The organism is Burkholderia sp. THE68, from assembly GCF_009938265.1.
Classification (GTDB): domain Bacteria; phylum Pseudomonadota; class Gammaproteobacteria; order Burkholderiales; family Burkholderiaceae; genus Caballeronia.
Window position 1 is genome coordinate 582416 of record NZ_AP022316.1, and the last position, 23024, is coordinate 605439.

The following is a 23024-nucleotide window of genomic DNA, read 5'->3' on the forward strand; positions in this document are numbered from 1 at the left end:
TGAGTGATTAAGCTTGGTGGGTCAGGGCAGCCGTGCGAGCGCGGCATCGAGACCGTCGCTAGCGGGCAGACGAATGCCGATTTCGCTTTCGAGCACGCGGCGCAACTCGGCCACGCTCTCCAGTTCGCGATGCTCGCTGCCAGCGTGTTCGTCGTGCGCGGAAAAGCGCCGGTTGAACAGGCCGAAACGTTTGCCCGGCGCAAGACGCGCGGCAAGCAGGTTGTGCACGAAAACCGACTGCGGGTAGGTGGACACGAAATGGTTCGCCATTTCGTAGTCGGCGTCATACTGCGCGTCGAGGTCGAAGCGATAGACGGGCGTCCACGCGCCGTTCACGAGCGCCTGCAGGATGAAGGCGGGCGGCTCGTTACCGGCATCGTCCAGACGGAACGCGCCGTGCGGCGTGATCTGCTCGATGCCCGTCTGAAGCGGCAGCGGCGCCGAGAGCGTCATGCCGCCGAAGCCGACATCAGTGAGGAAGGTGCCTTCGTCGAGATCAGCGAGCAGCAGCATGTGCGTGCGCGCCGGCATGTCCGCCGCTGCGTCGCGGCCCCACAGGACGCGGCCCGCGAAGCTGCGCACGCGAAAACCCAGCGTCTGCAGTACGCTGCGAAACAGCAGGTTGTGTTCGTAGCAATAGCCGCCGCGCCGGTTCGCGACGAGCTTTTGCTGGATCGACGCCAGATCGAGCCTGACTGGCTGGCCGAGCAGCACGTCGAGGTTTTCGAAAGGAATCGCCTGGGGATGCAGCAGATGCAGCGCCCGCAAGGTGTCGAGCGTCGGCGCGGGCCGCGCGGGTCCGCCGAAGCCGATGCGTTCGAAGTACGCGGTAAGGTCGATGGAAGTGTCGGGTGCGTTCATGCGGAGTGTCGGCCTTTGATTCGTTCGATGTCGCAGGGTGCGCGAGCGCAGACGCAAGCGCGCATATTTTACGACACGAAAGGTTAAAAATTACAAAACGTATACGTTTTTCGATGCAAGTGCCTGTGACGCATCGTCCGAACGAACTGTGCCGCATCGATGAAGGTCTTTCCAGATTCACGCGCAACTGACAAGGGGCGATACGCCATGCCGAAAGAAGCGAACGAAGCGAACGAAACGAACCAATCGAATGAAGCGAAGCCGGCGAGCGCAACGTGCGCCGGCAGACATCCCGCGCCGCCGTGCACACTCGTGATCTTCGGCGCGGGCGGCGATCTCACCAAGCGGCTGCTGATGCCGTCGCTCTACAACCTGTCGGCCGACAAGCTGCTCGACGACGGCATGGAAATCATCGGCGTCAATCACGGCGAGCGCGAAACCTCCGAATGGCGCGACGAGCTCACGCAGTCGCTGCGCAAGTTCGCCGCGGACAAGGCCGCGACTTTCCACTTGTCGCAACTGAACGAAGATGCGTGGAACTGGGTCGTCGGCAGGCTGGAATACTTTCCGGGCGAGTTCGAGGAAGACGAGACCTTCGCGCGGCTCAAGGCGCGGCTCGCGAAGGCGAAATCCGGCAACGTCATGTTCTACCTCGCGGTGGGCGCGCGCTTTTTCCAGCCGATCATCGAGCATCTCGGCGCGGCGGGCATGCTGGAAGAGAAGGACGGCAATTTCCGGCGGCTCGTCATCGAGAAGCCGTTCGGGACCGATCTCGCGTCCGCGCGGGAACTCAACGGCTGCATTCTCAAGTACGCGGACGAGTCGCAGGTGTATCGGATCGACCATTTTCTCGGCAAGGACACGGTGCAGAGCATTCTCGCCGTGCGCTTCGCCAATGCGATGTTCGAACCTGTCTGGCGGCGCGAGTACATCGACAACGTGCAGATCACGGCGGCGGAGACGATCGGCGTGGAAGGGCGCGGCAAGTTCTACGAGCAGACCGGTGCGTTTCGCGACATGCTGCCGAACCATCTGTTCCAGTTGCTCGGCATGGTGGCGATGGAGCCGCCCAATTCGTTCGATGCCGAATCCGTGCGCGACCGCAAGGCCGAAGTCTTCGATGCGATCCGCCCGCTCACGGCGAACGATGTCGTGCTCGGCCAGTACGAAGCCGGACCGGCGGGGCCGGGCTATCGGGAAGAAGAGGGTGTGGCGAAGGACAGCCGCACCGAAACCTACGCGGCGGCGCGCGTGTACGTCGAGAACTGGCGCTGGGCGGGCGTGCCGTTCTATCTGCGCACGGGCAAGCGCCTGACCGAACGGCGCACGGAAATTTCGGTGCAACTGAAGGCCGTGCCGTTCCTGCTGTTCCGCGACACGCCCGTCGATGCGCTCACGCCGAACGTGTTCACGCTGCGCATCGATCCCGCGCACGGCACAAGTTTCGACTTCAACGTGAAGGTGCCCGGCCCGGTGATGCAGATCGGCAAGGTGCGTTCGACCTTCAACTACGCCGACTTCTTCGCGGAGCGCGCGAACGTCGGCTATGAGACGCTGCTGTACGACTGCATGCTCGGCGACGCAACGCTGTTTCAGCGCGCGGACAGCATCGAGACGGCGTGGGCCGCGGTGGATCGCGTGCTGCATCCGGACAGCCCGCTCGCCGTCCACGGCTATGCGGCGGGCAGCGCGGGACCGGAAGAGGCCGATGAACTGCTGGCGCAGGACGGCCGCAAGTGGCGCGCACTGACCGATACGCGCAAGCAGGACTGAACTCATCCAACAAGGACAACGAGCGTGAGCACAGAATCCAGAACCAAGCAGAAAACGCACGTCACGGCGGACAAACTCGCGATCAAGGCCGAGCGCATTCTCGCGATCGATATCGGCGGGACGGGGCTGAAAGCGGCCGTCATTTCCGAGGACGGCCAGATGAAGAGCGATCGTGTGCGCGTGGCGACGCCGCATCCGGCGAAGCCGGATGTGGTCGTCGAAACGCTGATCGAGCTGGTGACGCCGATCGTCACCGAACCGCCGACGCATATTTCCATCGGCTTTCCGGGCGTCGTGCGCGACAACGTCGTGCTGACCGCGCCGAATCTCGGCACGCCGGCCTGGCGCGGCGTGCCGCTCGCGCAACTGATCTCCGCGCGTCTTGGCGGCATGCCCGCGCGCATGATCAACGATGCGGAAATGCAAGGACTCGCGGCGATCGAAGGGCGAGGCATCGAGATGGTGTTGACGCTCGGCACCGGCGCGGGCACGGCGCTCTTTCGCGATGGCGAACTGATGCCGCATCTCGAACTCGCGCATCATCCGGTCGCGAAGGACAAGACCTACGACGAATACATCGGCAACGCGGCGCGCGAAAAGGCGGGCAAGAAGCGCTGGAGCCGTCGCGTGGAAAAGATCATCGGCATTCTGGCGACGCTCGTGAACTATGACCGTCTGTGGATCGGCGGCGGCAACGCGGCGCACATCAAGTTCAAGCTGCCGGACAATGTGGCGATCGTGTCGAACGCGGCGGGCATCGAAGGCGGCGCGCGGCTGTGGCATCCGCGCTCGGTGCGCGAGACGCGCCAGTTGCCGCACTTCAATCGCCGTGAGGAGACGAACTGATGAACGCGCAAGGCAAGTACGGCCTGCACAGCGCGACCGGCGACGGCGCGGCGGCCTTCGAGGCGCTCGCCAAAGTGGAACTCGTCGTAACCGACTGCGACGGCACGCTGCTCTACACCGACAAGGCGCTCGGCGAGCCCGCGAAGGACGCCGTGCGGCGTCTTCAGGAGGCGGGCGTGCGCTTCACGGTGGCGAGCAGCCGGCCGGGCAAGGGCATGCGGCATATCGTCGAGGCGCTTTCGGTCGATATGCCTTACGCGTCGTACAACGGCGGCAGTCTGGTTCGGCCGGGCACGTGGGAAGTGCTGTCATCGCACAAGCTGCCGCGCGATGTCGTGCAGACGTCGCTCGAAGCGCTCGCCGCCGCGAAGGTGGACGCTTGGGTGTTCATCGACGATGCGTGGTATCTGACCAATCCCGACGCGACCTACGTGCCCCTGGAGACGCGCACGGTCGGCTACGAGGGGGTACGCGTCGCGCGCTTCGATGACATCGATCTCGCTGCGGTCGACAAGATCGTCGGCTCGACGGCCGATACGGTGCTGCTCGCGCGCGTCGAAAGCGGCTTGCAGAAGCAACTGGAAGGGCGCGGTCACGCGGCGCGCTCGCAGACCTATTATCTCGATGTCACGAGTCTCGAAGCCAACAAGGGCACGGCGGTGCGCGAACTCGCGCGGATCGCGAACGTGCCGCTCGAACGCGTGGCCGTGCTCGGCGACATGGGCAACGACATGGCGATGTTCGAGATCGCGGGCGTGTCGATCGCGATGGGACAGGCATCGGACACCGTGCAGCGTCACGCGAGCCTCGTCTCGAAGAGCAACGACGAAGACGGCTTCGCGATCGGTATCAACGCGCTGCTGGCGGCGCGCGGCGCGGCTTGAGGAGAGAGGGGACATCGACGCGTGGCACAGCCAGATGGCCAGGCGGCCGCGTCGAAGTGCAGGATGATCCGCGAGTGAATTCAGAAGCGCGTGCTGCGGATCGGGCTCACGCTCGTTGCTGCGGTCAGGACGTCAGAGTGTTGCGCGGCGCTTAACGGCGGCGCATCGGCGGGCGCGGGCCACCACCGCTTGCACGCTCGTCCTTGTGACGGAAATTGATACGGCCTTTGGTCAGGTCATACACTGACAGTTCCAGCGTGACGCGATCGCCAGCGAGAATGCGGATGTGATTCTTGCGCATGCGGCCCGAGGCGTACGCGCCCACGACGACGCCGTTGTCCAGCGTGACGCGATAGCGGCTGTCGGGAAGCACTTCGTCAACGATACCGTCGAGTTCGATCAGTTCTTCTTTCGCCATATGGAGCTCCTGTTGTGATTGATAATAGGTCCCGCCGCGCATTCGCACCAAAGAGGAGCCGCGCAGCGTTGCACGAAGGCATCGTCGCTGCGCGGCACGAGAGGCGATGTAACGCGTGGCCTGACGCGCCCTGCACGACTGAACGTGATGCGAGCGCGCCGCGTCTCTCTTTCAGGCTCACTGTGAGCTTGACGGCATAGGCCGGAAAGACAGGGCGAACCGCAATTGCGGCGCGCCGTGGCCGGCATGTCCGGGACGGCGACATCGGCGAGCAGCAAAGCCGACGTGCGGGTTGAAACGTGTTCTGCGTTGAAGCTGCGGAAGTTAGCGCGCCTGGCGTGCTAACGTCATGTGCGGTCGATGGCCGATTTTGCAAGGCCAAAGCGCTATTCTCGCGCAAATCGATTGATTAGACAACTAATTTCGCCCTAAGGTTCCGTAAATGCGGGCAGCGCTACAGCCATCCCGCCTTCCTGAAGCGCCAGTAAAGCACCAGATCGACGACAACCATCACCGCTAGACAGGTCGGATAGCCATATACCCAGTCGAGCTCCGGAATCGATTTGAAGTTCATCCCGTAGATGCCGGCGATCATCGTCGGCACGGCGAACAGGGCGGCGAACGAGCCGAGGCGCTTGGTCACTTCGCTTTCCGCCAGCGCGATCAGGCCGAGATTCACCTGAATCGCCGTGACGATCATTTCACGCCGTCCCTCGATGGTCTTCACGATCCGCAGCAAATGGTCATACACGTCGCGGAAGTATTCCTGCATGCCCGAGCACACGCCGGGCGAGCGTCCGCCATACAGTTTGCTGACGGCTTCGAGCAGCGGCGCCGTATGGTGTTGCAGAATCGTCATGCGGCGCTTGAGCGAATACAGATCCTCGATGATCTCGCGCGACTCCACCGAGCCCTTCTGCTCGAAGATGCGCTCTTCCACTTCGTCCACTTCCGCGCCGAGGGTCTCCAGCACGGGAAAGTATCGGTCGACGACGGCATCGAGCAGTGCATACATCACGAACGCCGGCCCGTGCTTGAGCAGATGCGGTTCGCGCTCGCAGCGCTTGCGCACTTCCTGAAAGCCTTGTGTCGTGCGGTTGCGCACCGAGAGCACATAGTTTCGGCCGACGAACACGTTCACCTCGCCGACGAGCACTTCGCCTTCTTCATCGAACTCCACGGTGTGAAAGACCGCGAACAGCGAATCGCCATATTCCTCGATCTTCGGCCGCTGATGACCGTGCTGCGCATCCTCGACGGCCAGCTCGTGCAGACCGAACTGCTGCGTCATGTGCGCGAGTTCGCCGGGACCAGGCTCCTTCAATGCAACCCAAATGAAAGAGTCGGGCATGTCGCGATACGCGTTGATCTCGTCGATATGCACGTCCGCGAGCTTTCGGCCGTTCTGATAAGCCGCGCAATTGACCAGCATGGGGGCGCCCTTGTTATGTATTTCGATGTCACCGGCCACGCGTCGATGGGCGCTCGAAGTCGCGATTCGCTCGGGGTGCGAGCGCGTGGCCTCCATCTATCGAATCTTAGCTGGACATGCGCGGTGTTGCCAACGAGCGTCGATCACCCGTTGCTCGCTGCTTATGCTCAGCTCGCGGCGAGATCGACGCCGTATTCGGGCGGCGCGGGCAGCGTCGGGATATGCGTGGACTGCGTATCGATCCGGGTGAGCTTGCCTTCGACCGTCGCACCGATATCCATGCGCAACTGCTGGTAGTAGATGTTGCCCAGCACGCGCGCGTTGGACTGAAGTTCGACGAAATGCGAGACGGTGACGTCGCCGGTCACGCAGCCGTTGATGATGACGTTGTACGCGTTCACATTACCGCGAATCGCGCCCTGATCGCTGACGACGAGCAGTGTCTCTTCGCCGGGGCGTCCGGAGACATTGCCCGTGACCTGTCCGTCCATGCGCAGGCCCTCGCTGAACTCGAGATCGCCCGAAATATGGACGTTATGCGCGACGAGCGTCGCGAGCTTGGCCATCTTGATGCCGTTGGATGTGCCTTTCTTCGATGAAAACATGTCGAGTCCTTGCGATGCGGTAGAGGGTTGCGCGAAGAGCGTGCGCTCAATCGGGTTTGTGCTGTTTCGTGAGGAAGGCGAGATCGGTCTTCAGGCGCTGGATCTCGGCGGTGCTGTCCGCCACGCGCTGTTCGAGCGATGCGCGGCTCGCCGCTTCCTGTTCGAGCGCGAGTTGCGCGTGCGCGAGCTGGTCGCGCAGCGTCTGTTCCGAGGCGGGCGGCGCGCAGAGCGCGTCGAACTTGCGCACATCCTCATGCGAGCGCTTGAGCGCGAAACCCGCCGCGCCGAGCGCGGCGACGGCGCATGCGGCGCCGATCAAACCGAGCCAGACGCTTGCGCCGCGCTTGGGTGTGAGCGAATAGGACTGGCGAGTGAGTTGCAGCGACAGCCGCTTCGAGTCAACTTTGCGCATTGGGCTTGCGCTTGAAGAGCGCGAGATAGGACGATGGATTGATCTGCGCGCCGTCGACGATCACTTCGAAATGCAGATGCGGGCCCGTGGAGCGCCCGGTCGAACCGACTTCCGCGATCTCCTGTCCGGGCATCACGTAATCGCCGGCCTTCACGAGGATGCGCGATGCATGCCCGTAGCGCGTCACCATGCCGTTGCTGTGACGAACATCCACCGCGAAGCCGTAGCCGTTGCGCTCGCCAGCCTGAATGACGCGTCCACCCGCGCTGGCGAGAATCGGCGTGCCGGTCGGCGCGACGAGATCGAGGCCGGGATGAAAGCTGAGATGCCCGGTGAACGGATCGAGACGGTTGCCGTAGGGCGAGCCGCTGCGCGCGCCGGGCGCGGGATTGCGGCCGGGAAACGCCATATACGCGGCATAGTGCGCAAGCGTCTGCGTCTGAAGTTGGGACACTTCGTCGTTCAGGCAGTCGATGATCCGTTGCGTGCCCTTCAGACGCTGGCGAGGCGTGCCGTGGCCAGCACGCTCGATATCGCATAGCCGGGGCGGCAGTGCCGGACCGCCCGCGCCGTCGAGCGACGCCGCCGGCTCCTCGGTGTCGGGCAGCGGCGGCACGTCGTGCACGCCCGGGGTGCCCCCCGTGCCGCGAGCGGCCTTCAGACGGTCGTCGAAATTGTGCAGCTCGTTCACCTGCGCGGACAGCCCTTCGACACGCGGCGTCAGCTCGATCAGCGCGGCCTGGAGACGCCCGAGCTCTTCGATCTCGTACGAGCGGCGCGAAATCAGCGCCTGTTCCTCGCCGAGATGGCTGCGTGCGAACATCGTGCCGATCGCGATGCCGAGCGCGAGCGCCGCCACCAGCAGGGTGATGGCGCCGATGATGGCGATCGCACGCGCGGTGCGCGCTTCGACGAAACGGATGCGCTGGCGGGACATGGTCCGCCGTGACCAGATGACGAAAGCCATCAGCGCGCGCGGCGGCGTGTCAGGCCGACGGAAAAAAGAATAAGAAAAATCACGGGGATGGAGTGCGCCGCGCTCTCCACGGCAAAGCAATGAAACTGGCCGGCGATTATGCCGGATGCTTGGCGCGCTTTTGATGTTTCACGAGGACATCGAAGCAAAATTCCACGAATTATTCGGGTCAAATTTTGTGTCGCGCGAATGCGCGTTCGCGCTTAACACGTTCGCGTCATCGTCAGTGTCAAAAATTGCCTGTTAATCAGGATGACTTTACGTCGACCCACGCCATATGTGTATCGTCGCCCATCAGAAAGGCGCGGTTCGCTTCGGCCGCCGCGCGCAGATAGTCCCATACAGCCGTGATGCGCTTCAGCTTGCGCAGATCCTCGCGGCAGGAGAGATAAAAGGCGCGCGTCACGACGATCTCTTCCGGCAACACCGCCACGAAGCGCGGATCGGGCGACGTCATGAAGCACGGCAGGATCGCGAGCGCGCGGCCCTGCAGCGCCGCGAAGTATTGCGCGATCGCGCTCGTGCTGCGCCAGCGCGACACCGCGCCCGGCACCGCGCGTTCGAGATACAGCAGTTCGTAGCTGAACGCGAGATCGTCGATATAACTCGCGAAGCGATGATGCCGCAGATCGTCGCTCGTGCGGATCGGTTCGTGCGCGTCGAGATATTCGGTGGTCGCGTAGAGCTTGAGCCGGTATTCGCACAGCTTCGTATAGACATACTGGCCTTGCTCGGGCCGCTCGAGCGTCACCGCGATATCCGCCTCGCGCTTGGAGAGGCTCACGAAATGCGGCACCGGCAACAGGTCGATGGAAATGTTCGGGTGCGCGTCCTGAAAGCGCGCGAGCTGCGGCGCGAGAAAGAAGCAGCCGAAACCTTCCGTCGAACCGACGCGCACATGCCCGGACAGCGCGTGTCCCGTATTGGCGATCTGTTCGGTCGCGGACTGCACCGTGGTCTCGATCGAATCGACGAAGCCGAGCAGCCGCTGGCCTTCGGCGGTCAGAATGAATCCGCCGCTGCGCGACTTGTCGAACAGAAGCGTGCCGAGCGCGTCCTCGAGCGCGCGCACGCGCCGCGCGACCGTCGTGTAATCGACGCCCAGGCGCTTGGCCGCGCCGCTCGCGCGCTGCGTGCGGGCGACTTCGAGGAAGAAGCGCAGATCGTCCCAGTTGAGCCGGGAGAGGTCGAACTTGCCGGTTTGCATGGCCTTTTTTTGCATATCGATCGGGTGTTTTTATAGTGCCATGATGGACTTTTGCATAACTATACTCAAGGGAACGAGCGTGCAGCAATGCAGGCCGATTTCTATAAACGGAGACGACATGCCCTTTCCCCACGGCGCCGAAGCGGCGTCCCGTCTGCGCGTCTTCGCCTTTCATCCCGATCTTGACGTTGCAACTTTCCACCCAAGGAGTGACTCGTGAATATCGCTGCTGAACATCCGGCGCAGAGTGCGTCCGTCCGTACGGCCAAACTGCTCATCGACGGCCAGTTCGTCGATTCGAAGACGACCGAATGGCGCGACATCGTCAATCCCGCGACGCAGGAAGTGGTCGGCCGCGTGCCGTTCGCGACGGCGGACGAAGTGAACGCCGCAGTCGCCTCCGCGCACAAGGCGTTTCAGACCTGGCGCACGACGCCGCTCGGCGCGCGCATGCGGCTGATGCTCAAGTTTCAGGATCTGGTGCGCCAGAACCAGAAGCGCATCGCGCAGACGCTGACCGCCGAGCAGGGCAAGACGCTCGCCGATGCCGAAGGAGACATCTTTCGCGGCCTCGAAGTCGTCGAGCATGCGTGCTCGATCAGCACCTTGCAGCAAGGCGAATTCTCCGAAAACGTCGCGGGCGGCGTCGATACCTACACGCTGCGTCAGCCGATCGGCGTCTGCGCGGGAATCACGCCCTTCAACTTCCCCGCGATGATCCCGCTGTGGATGTTCCCGATGGCGATCGTCTGCGGCAACACCTTCGTGCTGAAGCCGTCCGAGCAGGACCCGCTTTCGACCATGGAACTCGTGGAACTCGCGCTCGAAGCGGGCGTGCCGCCGGGCGTGCTGAACGTCGTGCACGGCGGCAAGGAAGTCGTCGATGCGATCTGCACGCATCCCGATATCAAGGCGATCTCGTTCGTCGGCTCGACGGCCGTCGGCACGCATGTCTACAACCTCGCGAGCCAGCACGGCAAGCGCGTGCAGTCGATGATGGGCGCGAAGAATCACGCCGTCGTGCTGCCCGACGCGAACAAGGAGCAGACGCTCAACGCGCTCGCGGGCGCGGGTTTCGGCGCGGCGGGACAGCGCTGCATGGCGACCTCGGTGGCGGTGTTCGTGGGAGCGTCGAAGGACTGGGTGCCGGAACTCGTCGAACGCGCGAAGACGCTCAAGGTCAACGCGGGCGTCGAACCGAATACGGATGTCGGCCCGGTCGTATCGAAAGTGGCGAAGGAGCGGATTCTCGGCATGATCGGCCGGGGCGTGGAAGAGGGCGCGACGCTCGCGCTCGATGGCCGCGATATCGACGTAAAGGGCTACGAAAGCGGCAACTTCATCGGCCCGACGATCTTCACGAACGTGAATACCGACATGTCGGTCTACAAAACGGAGATCTTCGGCCCGGTGCTGTGCGTGGTCGAAGCCGACACGCTCGACGACGCCATCGCGCTCGTCAACCGCAATCCGATGGGCAACGGCGTCGGCCTCTTCACGCAGAGCGGCGCGGCGGCGCGCAAGTTCCAGAGCGAAATCGATATCGGTCAGGTGGGCATCAACATTCCGATTCCGGTGCCGGTGCCCGCGTTCAGCTTCACGGGTTCGCGCGGCTCGAAGCTCGGCGATCTCGGGCCGTACGGCAAGCAGGTCGTGCAGTTCTACACGCAGACGAAAACAGTCACCGCGCGCTGGTTCGACGACGCCACCGTGAATGACGGCGTGAACACGACCATCTCGCTGAGATAAGAACAAGGAGACGGCGATGAAAATAGGTTTTGTCGGCCTGGGTCACATGGGCGGTCCGATGGCCGCCAATCTGCTGAAGGCGGGGCACGCGGTCACGGCGTTCGATCTCGTGCCCGCCGCGCTCGACGCGGCGAAGGCGGCGGGCGCGACGCTCGCCGCGTCGCCGCGCGCGGCGGCGGAGGGCGCGGAAGTCGTCATCACGATGCTGCCCGCGGCGCAACACGTGAAGGCGGTTTATCTGAACGATGACGGCGTGCTCGCGGGCGTCGCGAAGGGCGTTCCGCTCGTCGACAGCAGCACGATCGATCCCGCCACGGCGAGGCTCATCGGCGAAGCGGCGGGAAAGCAGGGCAATCCGTTCGCGGATGCGCCGGTCTCGGGCGGCGTCGTCGGCGCGCAGGCGGGCACGCTGACCTTCATGGTCGGCGCGGACGACGCGCTGTTCGAAACGTTGCGCCCGGTGCTGTCCGGCATGGGCAAGAATATGGTGCGATGCGGCGAAACCGGCACGGGCCAGATCGCGAAGATCTGCAATAACCTGTTATTGGGGATTTCCATGATCGGCGTCGCCGAAGCGATGAAACTCGGCGAAACGCTCGGCATCGATCCGACGAAACTCGCGAGCATCGTCAATACCTCCACTGGACGTTGCTGGAGTTCGGATACGTGTAATCCCTATCCGGGTATTGTCGAAACCGCCCCTGCGTCACGTGGTTATTCGGGCGGCTTCGGCGCGGACTTGATGTTGAAGGATCTGGGTCTCGCCGTCGATGCCGCGCGCGGCGCGAAACAGCCGGTTTTCATGGGCGCGCTGGCACAGCAGTTGTATCAGTCGATGAGTCAGCAGGGCCTCGGCGGACTCGATTTTTCTGGCATTATCAAGCTGTACGCAAAGCAACAATCCGGCCAATAAGGAATCCAACGACATAATCATTCGGCACGCACGCGCGTGCCGAATTGAGGGCCGTAATAACTGCGTTATTCAGTTGCACTGCACAACGCGTCGCGGCAATCCTTAATGGGCGTGATCATCGGGAATACGATGATTCGCTTTCCCGAAAATTGTCCTATTCTGAAAGCACGACGCCCGTCTGCCGTTCAAAAAAAGAACGCTCCCGGTTGCGCCACCGTGCTGGTAGAACGCCCGTCGTCTTCGGGCAATCAGATGAGGAGTACGCGATGCAAGTAACACGTCACTTAAATATGGAACTGCGGCACGCCACGGTGCCGACTTATATCGCCAGCTATTTCTTCCCGTTGCTACTATTGGCATACGAAGTCTGGCGAGTGGGGTCATGGGTTGCGGTGAACGGCTTCAACTTCATGAACTTCAATGCGATGGGTTATGAGTTCGCATTGATGATCGCCGTGTTCTGCATGCAGATCATCGTGGAAATCGCATTCCTCGCAGGCGCTGTGCTGACGAAGCACAAGGACGTCGGCCACCGGCTGGCGAATCTGTCGCTGGGTCTGTTCTGTTCGATGGTGGTGCTGGGTTTCGACCTTGCACTGCAATATGGATTGAGCGGAAGCTGATCAGTAACGGTTTGCTTATCTGATTCGAAAGATGAAACGCCGGTTGCGAAACCGGCGTTTTCTTTTTTCTAGCAACCCGCCGCATTCGCCAGAGCCGGCGGCGTCTCGGACCGTTCTTCGTAGCATTTTCTGTCCGCGTCCTTCAATGCGCTGCGCAAGCCTTCTTCCACCACCGGATGATAGAAAGGCAGCTTGAGCGTTTCGTCCAGCGTGAGTTCGAGTTGCACCGCCCAGGCGAGCAGATGGCCGATATGCTCCATCGCCGGGCCGCAACCTTGCGCACCGCGCAGCTTGCCGGTTTTCGCGTCCGCATAGACATGCAACAGCCCGCGATTCTGCCGCATCACGCGGCTGCGCCCCTGATTCTCGAATGATGCTTCGCCCGTCACCGTCATCTGCTTGTCGAGATCGTCGTAGGACGCGCCGACCATCACCACCTGCGGCTCGCTGAACACGATCGCGAAGGGCACCTTGCGCTTGACCGCCTGCACGTCGGGAAAGCGCGCGGCGTTGTCGCCGGCGAGCTTGCCTTCGTCGGCGGCGTCGTGCAGCCAGGGCCGCGTGCCGTCGCAATCGCCGGCGATGAAAACCGCGCTATGGCCGCATTGCATCGTGGTTTCGTCGAAGAGCGGCACACCCTTTTCGTTCAGTTCGATGCCGGCCTTGTCGAGCGCGAGCGGCTTCAGATTCGGCGCGCGGCCCGTCGCGGCGAGCACGAGATCGACGCGTTCGACATGCTTCCTGCCATCCGGCGACGTGAAGCGCAGCGTTGGCTGGCCGTCTTCGAGCGACATTTCGTCGAACTTCGCGTCGGGATCGAAATAGAACTCGTCGGCCAGCGCGGCGGCGAGCGCATCGCGCACGGGTTTGTCGGTGAGCGACGCGACATGGCCGCCTTTGCCGAACATGAAGATCTCGACATCGAGGCGCGCGAGCGCTTGTCCGAGTTCCAGCGCGATCGGCCCCGCGCCGAACACGGCGATTCGTCTGGGCAGCGTGCGCAGCTCGAACAGTTCGTCGCTCGTGATGAGCCTGTCGCCGAACACTTTCAGTTGATCGGGCACGGCCGGCGCCGCGCCCGTCGCGATCACGACGCGCTTCGCTTCGATGCGCGTATCCTCGCCGACGACGAGCCGCGTCGGCGCTTCGAAGCGCGCCTGTCCGCGCAGAATCAAGCCGGCGGGAAGCGCTTCGACTTCTTCGAGCACGCCCTTGACGAAGTGATCGCGTTCGCGCCGCACGTAGTCGAGCACATGCGCGTAATTCGCTTCGAGCGCATGCGTGCCTTCGATGCCGCGCGGCCCGAGCGCGTGGGCATCGTGCAAGCCATTGGCTGCCGCGAGCAGCAACTTCGACGGCATGCAGCCGACGCGCGCGCAGGTCGTGCCCAGTTCGCCGCCCTCGATCAGCACCGCATTCGCGCCCGCGAGCCGCGCCGCGCGAAACGCGGCCATGCCGGCCGTGCCCGCGCCGATCACGGCAACGTCCACCTTGAGTTCGTTCATTCGATCGCCTCAGCGGCCCGTCAGCCCTTGATACACCTCCGCGTATCTGAGGGCCGCGGCTTCCCAGCTGAAGCGCTGATTCATCGCGCGTTTGACGACGGCCTTCCAGTCGGTCCGGCGCGCCTTCAGGGCGAACGCGCGCCGGATCGCGCCGACGATGCCCGCGCGGTCGAAGGTGTCGAACACGAAGCCGGTCGCGAGTTCGTCGGCGAGGTTTTCGAGCGAGCTGTCGACGACGGTATCGGCGAGCCCGCCCACGCGATGCACGAGCGGCGGTGCGCCATACGCGAGCGCGTAGAGCTGCGTGAGCCCGCATGGCTCGAAGCGCGACGGCACCATCACGATATCGCTGCCGGCGATGATCGAATGCGACAGCGTCTCGTCAAACCCGAGTTCGACCGCGACCGCGCCCGGATGCGCCGCCGCCGCGTTCTTCATGCCGGTTTCGAGCGCCGGATCACCGGTGCCGAGCACGACGAGCTGTCCGCCGCGCTGGACGATATCGGGCACGACCGACAGCAGCAGATCGAGCCCTTTCTGTTCGGTCAGCCGGCTGACGACGCCGAAGAGCAGGGCGTCGTCGTCGCGCGCGAGTCCCATGCGCTCCTGCAGCGCGGCCTTGCACTTCGACTTGCCCGCGACTTTCGACGCGGTGTAGGTCGCGGGGATGGATTCATCGACCGACGGGCTCCAGATCGAATAATCGACGCCGTTCAGAATGCCGGTGATTTCGTGGGTGCGAGTCTGCAGCAGGCCATGCAGCCCCGCGCCGTGCGCCTGCGTCTGGATCTCGCGCGCGTAGGTCGGACTCACCGTCGTGATGCGGTCGGCGTAGTAGAGGCCCGCCTTGAGGAACGACACATGACCGTAGAACTCCACGCCTTCGACCGCGTAGAAGTCGCCCGGCAATTGCAGCGCACCGAACTCCGACGCCGCGAAGGTGCCCTGATACGCGAGGTTATGCACGGTCATCACACTGGCGGTGCGCGGCGCGCCGCCGCGCTCGAACGCGCGCAGATACGCGGGCGCGAGTCCCGCGTGCCAGTCGTGCGCGTGCACGATATGCGGCTTCCACGCCGGATCGGCGCCCGTGGCGATGCGCGCCGCGGCCCACCCGAGCAGCGCGAAGCGGCGGTCGTTATCGGCATAGGGGCGATGCGCGGCATCGAGATAGGGATTGCCGGGACGGTCGTAGAACACGTCCGCGCGCACCACGTAGACCACCACGCCGTGCGGCTGCAACACACCGCGTTCGAGTCTCACGGTCCCCGCGCCGAACGCGCCGCCCAGATCGGCGACGGGTTCGAGGTCCGTGAGCCCCGCCAGCACGGCGGGAAAGCCCGGCAGCACGACGCGCGCGTCCGTGCCCAGTTGCGATTGCGCGGGCGGCAGCGCGCCGACTACATCGGCGAGGCCGCCGGTTTTCAACAGCGGAAACATTTCTGCTGCGGCATGCAGCACGCATACGGTCATCGGCGCTCCCGTCGACTGGTTTTGTGGGGCCGGCGCGTCTAACGCTGGGACAGACGCGCCAGGGCGTCGCGCGTGATGAGCGTCACGCCTGACTCCGTGCGGAAGAAGCGCGCGGCGTCGTCGTCCGGGTCCTCGCCCACCACGAGCCCTTCGGGCACCGTGCAGCCCCGGTCGATCACGACGCGTTGCAGGCGGCAACTCGGCCCGACGGTCACCTGAGGCAACAAGACTGCCTCATTGATGTTACAGAACGAGTGCACCCGCACCGCCGACGAAAACACCGACTTCGACACCTGCGATCCCGAAATCACGCAGCCGCCGCAGACCAGCAGATTGGTGATCGCACCTTGCTGGCCGTTCAGGTCGCGCACGAACTTGCCGGGCGGCAACTGCTCCTGATTCGTCCAGATCGGCCATTTGCGGTCGTAGAGATCGAGTTCCGGAATCGTCGAGGCCAGATCGAGATTCGCGGACCAGTACGCGTCGACGGTGCCGACGTCGCGCCAGTACGCGGGCGCGTCCGGATCGCTGCTCGAGGTCACGCACGACATGCCGAACGGATGCGCGATGGCCTTGCCCGTCGTGACGACGCGCGGAATGATGTCCTTGCCGAAGTCGTGATCCGTGTTCGACGTCTCGATGTTCTCCTGCAGCATCTCGTAGAGATACTTCGCGCTGAACACGTAGATGCCCATGCTCGCGAGCGCCACGTCCGGCTTGCCCGGCATCGCGGGCGGATCGGCGGGCTTTTCGAGGAAGTCGGTCACGCGGCGGTTTTCATCGACGTGCATGACGCCGAACGCCACCGCATCCATGCGCGGCACCTCGATGCAGCCGACCGTGCAGTCCGCGCCGCTCTCGACGTGGTCGAGCACCATGCGCGTGTAGTCCATCTTGTAGATGTGATCGCCCGCCAGCACGACGACGAACTCCGCGCCGATCGAGCGGACGATGTCGAGGTTCTGATACACGGCGTCGGCGGTGCCGCGATACCAGCTCGAATCGACGCGCTGCTGCGCCGGCCAGATATCGATGAACTCGTTGAACTCGCCGCGCAGGAAGCCCCAGCCGCGCTGCAGATGGCGGATGAGCGAGTGCGCCTTGTATTGCGTGACGACGGCGATGCGGCGGATGCCGGAATTGAGGCAGTTGGACAGCGCGAAATCGATGATGCGGTACTTGCCGCCGAAGTGGACGGCGGGCTTCACGCGCTTGTCGGTGAGCGGGCCGAGACGGGTGCCGCGCCCGCCGGCGAGAACGATTGCGAGGGTCGACTTTTGCAAATCGGTGCGATTCTTAAGCGTCTCCATGTCAGCCTCCTGATTTGACCTGCGACTATTGATGTCTTGCCGTGTATTCGTCCTCGTATGCCTTCCATGTATGCGTGACTGGAGCATTATCCGGCGCGTATTCGAATCCGTGTGCTGAAGTCGGCCGTTTTTTTGTGGATGACAACGTGAGCAAGCCGCGTGCCGATCGCGCACGAGCGTGCTGCGCACACGGTGTGATGGCATCGCGGGTGTTGCGCTCGCGCGACCTTTTCGGACTTCTGTCGATCTCGCGGTGCGATTCAGCGCGTTCCCGCAATTTATATCGAACGGGCCATGCCGCAGTGCGTCGAGGCACGGCACAATACGAGGCAGGCGCAGCACCAGCGCGCCCGCGCGCGGCGTCCACCGGCGTTCTTCGCCGGGCGGCCGTCGCGCTGCGCTGCACGACCTTCTCGCACGACAAGCGCGCGACAAACGTTTCACCTGACCGGACACGATCAATCGGGAATCAGAAGATGAACAACGTCCTGAGCATTCAGTCGCATGTGGTGTTCGGCCATGCGGGCAACAGCGCAGCGGTTTTTCCGATGCGGCGTCTCGGCGTCAATGTCTGGCCGCTCAACACGGTGCAGTTCTCCAATCACACGCAGTACGGCCGCTGGACCGGCAGCGCGTTCGATGCCGACGAGTTGCAGAACGTGATCGAGGGCATCGGCGCGATCGGTGTGCTCGGGCGCTGCAATGCGGTGCTTTCGGGTTATCTCGGTGCGCCCGAGCAGGGCCGCGCGGTCGTCGAGATCGTGAAGATGGTGAAGGCCGTGAACCCGCGCGCGCTGTTTTTCTGCGATCCGGTCATGGGTCAGACGGGCGGCTGCACGGTCGCGTCCGGCATCGAGGATTTCCTCGTCACGACGATGCCCGAAGTCGCCGACGCATTGATGCCCAATCACGTCGAACTGGAAAAGCTTGTCGGACGCCCGATCGAAACGGTGGAGGAAGCCGTCGATGCGTGCCGCGAAGTGATCGGGCGCGGCCCACGCACGGTGCTCGTGAAGCATCTGCTCGATCGCAACAGCCGCGCCGACACCTTCAACATGCTCGCCGTGTCGCCCAATGAGGCGTGGTTCGCGCAACGTCCGCTGTATCCGTTCGCGCGGCAGCCGGTGGGCGTCGGCGACCTGACGAGCGCCGTGTTCGTCGCGCGCACGCTGTTGGGCGACTCGATGCGCAACGCTCTCGAGCATACGCTCGCGGCGGTCAATGCCGTCGTCAAGGCGACTTATGACGCCGGACGCTACGAGCTGGAAATCGTCGCGTCGCAGGACGAGATCGCGAAGCCGACCGACCGTTTCCCCGCGATCCGCGTGACCGGCACGGAGATCGTCAGGGGCGGCTAGGGCGCATCCGTCTGCTCGTCCGCCTCCATCAGGCCGAAACGCCAGGACAGACGCCGCGTCGCCGCGAGCAGCGCGCGGGCCAGCGGGCCATCGGCGGCGCTGTCGAAGCCGCCCGCCGAACCGATCAGCGCGATTACGAGGCACACGCTGCCGGTGTGATCGAACACCGGCGCGGCTAGCGTGTGGATGCCGGGCACCGGCGCGCCCAGCGCCGTATCGAGACCGTGCGCCCTGATTTCATCGAGCCGTGCGCGGAACACGGTGTCGGCTGCCGCGTCCGGCTGCGCGCCCGCGAGACGGATGCCGTCCTGCGCCATCAGGCTCGCCAGCATGTCGGCGGGAAGATACGCGGCGTACACACGCCCGATGGCGGTATTGACGAGCGACATCGCCGTGCCGATGCGCAAGCTCACGTGTTGCGGCCGCGCCGATTCCTCCAGCCGGATCACGGTCGGGCCGAGTGGTCCGAGCGCGGCCGCGGCGACCGTCATCGACGTGCTCGCAGCCAGCGCGACGATTTCCGCTTCGGCGTCGCGAATCGGCGAAAGGCGTTGCAGTGCGATGAGCCCGAGCTCGCGGCTCAGCGGGCCTGCGTGGAACAGGCCTGCGTCGTCGCGCGCGAGCAGCCCGACCTTCACGAGACTCACCAGATGCGCGAACGCTTTCGCCGGCGGCATGCCGGCCGCGGCCGCGAGATCGCGCAGCGTGAGCGGCTCGCCCGCCGCGACCAGCGCGCGCAACAGATCACCGGTCGCGTCGAGCGCATTGATGCCGCGCTGCGGCTTGGCGTCTTCCTCGAACATCGTCATAAAAGCAGTCCGGTGATATCGCGCGCGGCGTCTTGCAACGCCCGGGCGAGCGGGCCGTCCCAGTCGACGGCGCACAGGCCGCTCGGGCCGATGGCGGTCAGCGCGAGCTGCATGCGCCGCGCGCCATCGAAGACCGGCACGCTCATGCTGCTGACGCCGGGGCTCGGCGCATCGACGCTGCGTTCGATGCCGCGCGCACGGATCTCGTCGATGCGCGCGGCGATGCCGGGCGCGTCGGCTTCCTGCTGATGCGCGAGCATCGCGGCGACGTGCGATGCATCGTCGAACGCGCGGAACACGCGTCCCGTCGAGGTCGCGGAGAGCGACATCACCGTGCCCACGTGCAGATTCACATGCAGCGGATGCCCGCCGCGCTCGTAGCGCACGATGGTCGGCCCCTGCGGCCCCGCGACGCTGACCGCGACGCTCATGCCCGTCGCGAGCGCCAGCGCCGAAACACGCGGCGCGGCCGCACGATACGCGGGCTGATGTTCTAGATTCAATAGACCGAGCCTGAGCGAAAGCGGACCCGGTTCGTAATTGCCGGTGAGCGCGTCGCGCTTGACGAGCCCGAGACGCGTGAGGCTCACGAGATAGGTATGCGCCTGCGCCGTCGACAGGCTGGCCGCATCGGCGAGCGCGCTCAACGCGAGCGGCTCGCGGCGCGCGGCGAGCGCATCGAGCAGCCGCGCGCCGACTTCGACGCTCTGAATGCCGCGCTGCTTTTTCTCTTCTGGCGTGGCAGGAACGGGACGAGCCAAGAGGACTCCGCGAACGAAAAAAGTGAATGTTAGCCGAGCAGGAATCATCGGACGAAGCGATTCGGTATTTACCCGTGTTTTGCAAATAGCAAGCTAGCTTGCTATTGACAAAAATCAGCCTCAAGCCGATCATCCACCCATCCCCACGAGAATGGAAGCGAGACACGACCATGGCAAAGGCATTTGCATCGCAGGCCGATCTGGAAGAGAAGAAGATCACCTTCACGCAACTCTCCGAGAACGCCTACGCGTACACGGCGGAGGGTGACCCGAACTCCGGCGTGATCATCGGCGACGACGGCGTGCTGATCGTCGATACGACCGCCACGCCCGCGATGGCGCAGGATCTCATCGCGAAAATCCGCAGCGTCACCGACAAGCCGATCAAATACGTCGTGCTGTCGCATTACCACGCGGTGCGCGTGCTCGGCGCGTCGGCGTATTTCGCGGAAGGCGCGCAGCAGGTCATCGCGAGCCGCGGCACGTATGAAATGATCGTCGAGCGCGGCGAGCAGGACATGAAATCGGAGATCGAACGGTTCCCGCGCCTGTTCGCCGGCGTCGAGACGGTGCCGGGCCTCACGTGGCCGACGCTCGTCTTCGAAGAGGAAATCACGCTCTTTCTCGGCAAGCTCGAAGTGAAGATCGCGCACCTCGGTGCGGGTCACACGAAGGGCGACACGGTCGTGTGGCTGCCGTCGCAGAAGGTGCTGTTCTCGGGCGATCTCGTCGAATACGACGCCGCCTGCTACTGCGGCGATGCGCAACTCGCGCAATGGCCCGCGACGCTCGAAGCGCTGCGCGCGCTGAAGGCCGACAAGCTCGTGCCGGGCCGCGGCCCCGCGCTGCTTTCGCCTGAGGAAGTGGACAAGGGTCTCGACTACACGAAGGACTTCGTCACGACGCTGCTTCAGGCGGGCAAGGACGCCGTCGCCGAAAAGCTCGATCTGAAGGGCTCGATGGCCCTCACGCGCAAGTCGATGGACCCGAAGTTCGGCCACGTCTTCATCTACGAGCACTGCCTGCCGTTCGACGTGTCGCGCGCCTACGACGAGGCGAGCGGCATCAGCCATCCGCGCATCTGGACGGCCGAGCGCGACAAGGAAATGTGGGCCGCATTGCAGGACTGACGTTGATCCCTCGCGGCGCGTGCTGAAACGCGCCGCTCCTTCATATCTTCAGGCAAAAAGGCGCGCTCAAGACGCCGGCCTTCTCACGCCCATCTGGAGCGAGACATGTCGAAGTCGATCAGCACGGCGGCGCTCAGCCCGAGCGCCGCCGGGGAAGCGCACGCCTTGTCCGACGATGCGCTGCTGCGCAAAGTCGCGTGGCGCATCATTCCGTTTCTGTTCCTGTGTTACGTGGTGTCGTTTCTCGACCGGATCAATATCGGCTTCGCGCAATTGCAGATGAAGCACGATCTCGGCTTTTCCGACGCCATGTACGGTCTGGGCGCCGCCGTGTTCTATGTCGGCTACGTGCTGTTCGAGGTGCCGAGCAATCTGCTGCTGGCGAAGTTCGGCGCGCGCCGCACGTTCACGCGCATCATGCTGTTGTGGGGCGCGGCGTCGGTGGGCATGATGTTCGTGTCGACGCCGGGGCATTTCTATCTGTTGCGCTTTCTGCTCGGCGTGTTCGAGGCGGGGTTCTTTCCCGGCATCGTGCTGTATCTGACCTACTGGTTTCCGGCGCAACGGCGCGCAGGGGTGATGTCGGTGTTCTTCGCGGGCGTGGCCGTGGCGGGCGTGTTCGGCGGACTGGTGTCCGGCTGGATCATGCGCGACATGGCGGGTGTCATGGGCCTGTTCGGCTGGCAGTGGATGTTCGCGATCGAAGGCGCGCCGGCTGTGCTGCTTGGCCTGAACGCGTTGCGCCTGCTAGTCGATGCGCCGCGCGACGCCCGCTGGCTCACGCAAGCCGAGCAGGACCGGCTCGTCGCGCTGTGCGTGCAAACGGGCGATAACGCCAGTTCGCACGATCGCCGCGGCCTGCTCGACGCACTGCGCAACCCGCGCGTCTATCTCTTCGCGTTCATCTATTTTTCGCTGACTTGCGCATCGCTGACGCTGAGCTTCTGGATGCCGCTGATGATCCGCGACTTCGGCATCACCGACGTGATGTCCGTCAGCCTCTATACCGTCGTGCCGAACGCGATCGGCGCGGTCGGGCTGATTCTGATCGCGCGCCATTCGGATCGCGTCGCCGAGCGGCGCAAGCACTTCGCGTGCTGCACGTTCGGCGGCGGAATCGCGCTCGCGGCGCTCACGCTGCATTTCCCGAGCTTTCCGCTGATGCTCGCGATTCTCTCGCTTGCCGCGACGCTGATTTTCGCCGCGCTGCCAATTTTCTGGGCCGTGCCCGCGAGCCACTTGTCGGGCAACACGGCGGCGGCGGGCATCGCGTTCATCAGCAGTATCGGGATCACGAGCGGCATCGTGAGTCCTTGGGTGATCGGCCAGATTCGCACCGCGACGGGCAGCATGGATCTCGCCGTACACCTGCTTTCGTTGCTGCTCTTCGCGAGCGGCGCCGCGCTGATGCTCGGGCTGCGCGGCGATCCTTCGTCAACGGCAAGCGCTCACTGAGGCACGGCGGCGGCGGCCGCCATCGCCTTGAAGTTTTCGGGTGTCGCGAAGGCGAGATACTCGGCCTGCATTTCGGGTGCGAGGAATTCGAGCATGGTCGAGTTTTCGATCCAGAACTCGATCACGTGAAAGAAGTTGGCGCCGCGCGTGCAGTGCACCGCGCGCCAGCCCTCGCGTTCGCCGATCGCGATGACTTCCTCGCTGCTCAGCTTCGTCGCGATGGCCATGTGGAACGCGCTGTACTGCGGGCGCTTGAAGGTGTCCGCGCCGTAGCTCACGCTGTCTTCGTGACCGCCGCCCGGCGTGATCACCTGGTCGCTCGGATAGACCTCGATGATGCTGCCGCGATCGTCGCCCGCGACGGCCATCCACGCGTCGGGGAACGGCGAGAAGGGCGCGGCGAAGCCGTCCCACAGTTCGGCCAGCACATGCGCGACGTGCTTCGGATCGTTGGCGGGGATGGAGGCGTGGAAGATCATCGCTGTATGCTCCGGTGGACGTGGGAGGGCGGTGCGTCGATGTCG

Annotated in this window: 20 protein-coding genes and 1 pseudogene; 9 read left to right on the top strand and 12 right to left on the bottom strand. The window is 64.2% G+C overall.

The window, feature by feature from the left end:
• Positions 1–21: 21 nt before the first annotated feature.
• Positions 22–861, bottom strand: a complete 840-nt coding sequence (locus tag BTHE68_RS16220; RefSeq protein ID WP_162067344.1) for an arylamine N-acetyltransferase family protein — start codon at positions 859–861, stop codon at positions 22–24.
• 207 nt (positions 862–1068) lie between these two features.
• Here BTHE68_RS16220 and zwf point away from each other — a divergent pair, with 207 nt between their 5' ends.
• Genes zwf through BTHE68_RS16235 form a run of 3 tightly spaced genes read left to right on the top strand, consistent with a single transcriptional unit; the run spans position 1069 to position 4364 of the window.
• Entirely contained in the window at positions 1069–2634 is a 1566-nt protein-coding gene (zwf, locus tag BTHE68_RS16225) for a glucose-6-phosphate dehydrogenase (protein ID WP_162067345.1), read from the top strand.
• Positions 2635–2658: 24 nt separating this feature from the next.
• Positions 2659–3480, top strand: a complete 822-nt coding sequence (locus BTHE68_RS16230) for an ROK family protein (RefSeq protein ID WP_502710590.1) — start codon at positions 2659–2661, stop codon at positions 3478–3480.
• Entirely contained in the window at positions 3480–4364 is an 885-nt protein-coding gene (locus BTHE68_RS16235; protein ID WP_162067346.1) for an HAD family hydrolase, read from the top strand. Before BTHE68_RS16230 ends, BTHE68_RS16235 begins: the two co-directional genes overlap by 1 nt.
• 151 nt (positions 4365–4515) lie before the next feature.
• Here the strand turns inward: BTHE68_RS16235 and infA are convergent, their stop codons facing one another.
• The 6 genes from infA to BTHE68_RS16265 form a co-directional block, all read right to left on the bottom strand.
• The gene (infA, locus tag BTHE68_RS16240) at positions 4516–4782 is read right to left on the bottom strand and encodes a translation initiation factor IF-1 (protein ID WP_061174359.1); all 267 of its coding nucleotides are present in this window, start codon (positions 4780–4782) and stop codon (positions 4516–4518) included.
• Between the two features lie 454 nt (positions 4783–5236).
• Positions 5237–6214, bottom strand: a complete 978-nt coding sequence (gene corA / locus BTHE68_RS16245) for a magnesium/cobalt transporter CorA (RefSeq protein ID WP_162067347.1) — start codon at positions 6212–6214, stop codon at positions 5237–5239.
• Between the two features lie 167 nt (positions 6215–6381).
• The gene (locus BTHE68_RS16250; RefSeq protein WP_162067348.1) at positions 6382–6819 is read right to left on the bottom strand and encodes a bactofilin family protein; all 438 of its coding nucleotides are present in this window, start codon (positions 6817–6819) and stop codon (positions 6382–6384) included.
• A 46-nt stretch (positions 6820–6865) separates the two neighbouring features.
• On the bottom strand, positions 6866–7231 hold the full coding sequence (locus tag BTHE68_RS16255; protein ID WP_162067349.1) for a hypothetical protein: 366 nt from the start codon (positions 7229–7231) through the stop codon (positions 6866–6868).
• Positions 7218–8168, bottom strand: a complete 951-nt coding sequence (locus tag BTHE68_RS16260; RefSeq protein WP_162067350.1) for a M23 family metallopeptidase — start codon at positions 8166–8168, stop codon at positions 7218–7220. The genes BTHE68_RS16255 and BTHE68_RS16260 overlap by 14 nt, the downstream gene beginning before the upstream one ends.
• A gap of 286 nt (positions 8169–8454) precedes the next feature.
• Entirely contained in the window at positions 8455–9414 is a 960-nt protein-coding gene (locus BTHE68_RS16265) for a LysR family transcriptional regulator (protein WP_162067351.1), read from the bottom strand.
• Between the two features lie 216 nt (positions 9415–9630).
• Here BTHE68_RS16265 and BTHE68_RS16270 point away from each other — a divergent pair, with 216 nt between their 5' ends.
• From BTHE68_RS16270 to BTHE68_RS16280, 3 genes are all read left to right on the top strand, one after another.
• Positions 9631–11163 (top strand): CoA-acylating methylmalonate-semialdehyde dehydrogenase, encoded by a 1533-nt coding sequence (locus BTHE68_RS16270; protein ID WP_162067352.1) that lies wholly within the window; start codon positions 9631–9633, stop codon positions 11161–11163.
• A 16-nt stretch (positions 11164–11179) separates the two neighbouring features.
• Positions 11180–12076: a 3-hydroxyisobutyrate dehydrogenase gene (gene mmsB, locus BTHE68_RS16275; protein WP_162067353.1), complete on the top strand. Its 897-nt coding sequence runs from the start codon at positions 11180–11182 to the stop codon at positions 12074–12076.
• Between the two features lie 266 nt (positions 12077–12342).
• The gene (locus tag BTHE68_RS16280) at positions 12343–12699 is read left to right on the top strand and encodes a hypothetical protein (RefSeq protein ID WP_061174351.1); all 357 of its coding nucleotides are present in this window, start codon (positions 12343–12345) and stop codon (positions 12697–12699) included.
• A gap of 68 nt (positions 12700–12767) precedes the next feature.
• Here BTHE68_RS16280 and BTHE68_RS16285 read toward each other — a convergent pair whose 3' ends face one another.
• The 3 genes from BTHE68_RS16285 to glgC are packed head-to-tail and all read right to left on the bottom strand — an operon-like array spanning position 12768 to position 16987.
• Positions 12768–14204, bottom strand: a complete 1437-nt coding sequence (locus BTHE68_RS16285; RefSeq protein WP_162067354.1) for a dihydrolipoyl dehydrogenase — start codon at positions 14202–14204, stop codon at positions 12768–12770.
• Positions 14205–14213: 9 nt separating this feature from the next.
• Entirely contained in the window at positions 14214–15677 is a 1464-nt protein-coding gene (gene glgA / locus BTHE68_RS16290) for a glycogen synthase GlgA (protein WP_162067355.1), read from the bottom strand.
• Positions 15678–15715: 38 nt separating this feature from the next.
• A complete protein-coding gene (glgC, locus tag BTHE68_RS16295; protein WP_061174348.1) occupies positions 15716–16987 on the bottom strand; it encodes a glucose-1-phosphate adenylyltransferase in 1272 nt (423 codons plus the stop codon).
• Between the two features lie 476 nt (positions 16988–17463).
• On the opposite strand from glgC, the gene pdxY reads away from it, so the two are divergent.
• A complete protein-coding gene (pdxY, locus tag BTHE68_RS16300) occupies positions 17464–18345 on the top strand; it encodes a pyridoxal kinase PdxY (protein WP_162067356.1) in 882 nt (293 codons plus the stop codon).
• On the opposite strand, the pseudogene BTHE68_RS16305 reads toward pdxY, so the two are convergent.
• Positions 18342–19963: pseudogene (locus tag BTHE68_RS16305) on the bottom strand (IclR family transcriptional regulator). The gene pdxY and the pseudogene BTHE68_RS16305 overlap by 4 nt on opposite strands.
• Positions 19964–20085: 122 nt before the next feature.
• On the opposite strand from BTHE68_RS16305, the gene BTHE68_RS16310 reads away from it, so the two are divergent.
• Positions 20086–21045, top strand: a complete 960-nt coding sequence (locus tag BTHE68_RS16310; protein WP_162067357.1) for an MBL fold metallo-hydrolase — start codon at positions 20086–20088, stop codon at positions 21043–21045.
• 105 nt (positions 21046–21150) lie between these two features.
• Positions 21151–22500, top strand: a complete 1350-nt coding sequence (locus BTHE68_RS16315) for an MFS transporter (RefSeq protein ID WP_162067358.1) — start codon at positions 21151–21153, stop codon at positions 22498–22500.
• Here the strand turns inward: BTHE68_RS16315 and BTHE68_RS16320 are convergent.
• Positions 22494–22979, bottom strand: coding sequence for a hypothetical protein (locus BTHE68_RS16320; RefSeq protein ID WP_162067359.1), 486 nt, complete (start codon positions 22977–22979; stop codon positions 22494–22496). The two genes, BTHE68_RS16315 and BTHE68_RS16320, sit on opposite strands and share 7 nt — an antisense overlap.
• Positions 22980–23024: the final 45 nt, after the last annotated feature.

Coding starts and splice junctions, on each gene's coding strand:
- glgC (WP_061174348.1), bottom strand. CDS start 16,987: ATGGAGACGCTTAAGAATCGCACCGATTTGCAAAAGTCGACCCTCGCA.
- zwf (WP_162067345.1), top strand. CDS start 1,069: ATGCCGAAAGAAGCGAACGAAGCGAACGAAACGAACCAATCGAATGAA.
- BTHE68_RS16320 (WP_162067359.1), bottom strand. CDS start 22,979: ATGATCTTCCACGCCTCCATCCCCGCCAACGATCCGAAGCACGTCGCG.
- infA (WP_061174359.1), bottom strand. CDS start 4,782: ATGGCGAAAGAAGAACTGATCGAACTCGACGGTATCGTTGACGAAGTG.
- mmsB (WP_162067353.1), top strand. CDS start 11,180: ATGAAAATAGGTTTTGTCGGCCTGGGTCACATGGGCGGTCCGATGGCC.
- BTHE68_RS16310 (WP_162067357.1), top strand. CDS start 20,086: ATGGCAAAGGCATTTGCATCGCAGGCCGATCTGGAAGAGAAGAAGATC.
- BTHE68_RS16315 (WP_162067358.1), top strand. CDS start 21,151: ATGTCGAAGTCGATCAGCACGGCGGCGCTCAGCCCGAGCGCCGCCGGG.
- BTHE68_RS16260 (WP_162067350.1), bottom strand. CDS start 8,168: ATGTCCCGCCAGCGCATCCGTTTCGTCGAAGCGCGCACCGCGCGTGCG.
- corA (WP_162067347.1), bottom strand. CDS start 6,214: ATGCTGGTCAATTGCGCGGCTTATCAGAACGGCCGAAAGCTCGCGGAC.
- pdxY (WP_162067356.1), top strand. CDS start 17,464: ATGAACAACGTCCTGAGCATTCAGTCGCATGTGGTGTTCGGCCATGCG.
- glgA (WP_162067355.1), bottom strand. CDS start 15,677: ATGACCGTATGCGTGCTGCATGCCGCAGCAGAAATGTTTCCGCTGTTG.
- BTHE68_RS16280 (WP_061174351.1), top strand. CDS start 12,343: ATGCAAGTAACACGTCACTTAAATATGGAACTGCGGCACGCCACGGTG.
- BTHE68_RS16255 (WP_162067349.1), bottom strand. CDS start 7,231: ATGCGCAAAGTTGACTCGAAGCGGCTGTCGCTGCAACTCACTCGCCAG.
- BTHE68_RS16265 (WP_162067351.1), bottom strand. CDS start 9,414: ATGCAAACCGGCAAGTTCGACCTCTCCCGGCTCAACTGGGACGATCTG.
- BTHE68_RS16285 (WP_162067354.1), bottom strand. CDS start 14,204: ATGAACGAACTCAAGGTGGACGTTGCCGTGATCGGCGCGGGCACGGCC.
- BTHE68_RS16235 (WP_162067346.1), top strand. CDS start 3,480: ATGAACGCGCAAGGCAAGTACGGCCTGCACAGCGCGACCGGCGACGGC.
- BTHE68_RS16250 (WP_162067348.1), bottom strand. CDS start 6,819: ATGTTTTCATCGAAGAAAGGCACATCCAACGGCATCAAGATGGCCAAG.
- BTHE68_RS16220 (WP_162067344.1), bottom strand. CDS start 861: ATGAACGCACCCGACACTTCCATCGACCTTACCGCGTACTTCGAACGC.